This window comes from Roseomonas sp. TAS13 (assembly GCF_001950415.1).
GTDB lineage: Bacteria > Pseudomonadota > Alphaproteobacteria > Acetobacterales > Acetobacteraceae > Roseomonas > Roseomonas mucosa.
In genome coordinates this window covers 1-1278 of the sequence record NZ_BDLP01000657.1, presented here as the reverse complement: position 1 = coordinate 1278, position 1278 = coordinate 1, and the positions used below count along the sequence as shown (strand labels likewise).

The window sequence follows — 1278 nt, the reverse complement described above, 5'->3', positions numbered from 1 at the left end:
TGGAATTGACCCGATCTCGTGGACGGTTTTCAGGCTTGGGGGCTACGTGTCGACGTCAGCCTCCTGCATGAGGGCTTCGTAGGTCATGGGAGAGCGGTAGCCCAGGGCCGAGTGCAGCCTGACGGGATTGTACCAGCCCTCGATGTAGCTGAAGCACGCCATTCGGGCCTCGGCCTGGGATGTAAATCGGCGGCGGCTCAGCAACTCGGCTTCCAGCGTCGAGAAGAAGCTCTCGGCCATGGCGTTGTCGTAGGCGTCACCGACCGATCCCATCGAGGGTCGCACACCAGCTTCACCGCAGCGTTTGCCGAACGCGACGGACGTATACTGACTGCCCTGGTCGCTATGGTGGATGACGTTCTTCGGCCGACGCTGTCCGACCGCCATTTCCATTGCGTCAAGCACCAGCTCGGCCCGTAGGTGGTTGGCCATCGACCAGCCGACGACCTTGCGGCTCCACGCATCCACCACCACGGCCAGATACAGAAATCCCGCCGCTGTCGGCACATAGGTGATGTCGGCCACCCAGAGCTGGTTCGGCCCCGACGCGGCGAAGTTGCGGTCAACCAAGTCAGGTGCTGGCCGGGCGTCCTTGTCGCGCCGCGTGGTCGTGGGGCCGCCATGCCGGTGACTGGCGCCCACCAATCCGGCCTGACGCATCAAGCGCGTGATCCGCTTGCGGCCATGCCGCTCGCCCTGGGCTCGCAGATCGGCATGCACCCGCGGTGCCCCATAGGTCTGGCGCGACGTCGCGTGCACGGTCCGGACCCGTTTCAGCAACGCCTCGTCGGCAACAGCACGGGCCGAGGGCGGACGGCGAAGCCAGGCATGGTAGCCAGCCTTGGACACGCCGAGCACGCGCGCCATGGTGGCGATCGGGAAGCAGGCCTGGTTCACGCTCATGAACCGGAAGAGCCCGACGGCACTGCGCCGGTCTCCCGTGCAAACCAGGCCGCGGCTTTTGAGAGAATGTCGCGCTCCAGTCGGAGCTGCTTGTTCTCCCGCCGCAGCCGGGCCAACTCGTCCCGCTCGGCCGCAGCCAAGCCCGGGGTCACCTCCTCCCGTCGGCCCTCCTGCCTGTCAGCCGCAGCGACCCACGCGCCGATCGACTGCGCGGTCGGCTCGAACTCTCGAGCAAGATCCTCGGCCGACCGTCCGGCACGGACCAAATCAACCATCTGACGGCGGAACTCAGGCGAGTACGGCGGATGCGTCTTGGGCATCAGGAACACCTCTGGCGAAAGCTTCAGGGTGTCCACCAAACCGGGTCAATCCCAG

1 protein-coding gene is annotated in these 1278 nt (G+C 66.1%); it reads right to left on the bottom strand.

The features are described from left to right. Nucleotides 1-42: 42 nt before the first annotated feature. A protein-coding gene (locus ROTAS13_RS24585) for an IS3 family transposase (RefSeq protein ID WP_139323572.1) occupies nucleotides 43-1223 on the bottom strand; the annotation gives its coding sequence in 2 pieces (ribosomal slippage) (nucleotides 43-956 and nucleotides 956-1223; 1182 coding nt in all). Nucleotides 1224-1278: the final 55 nt, after the last annotated feature.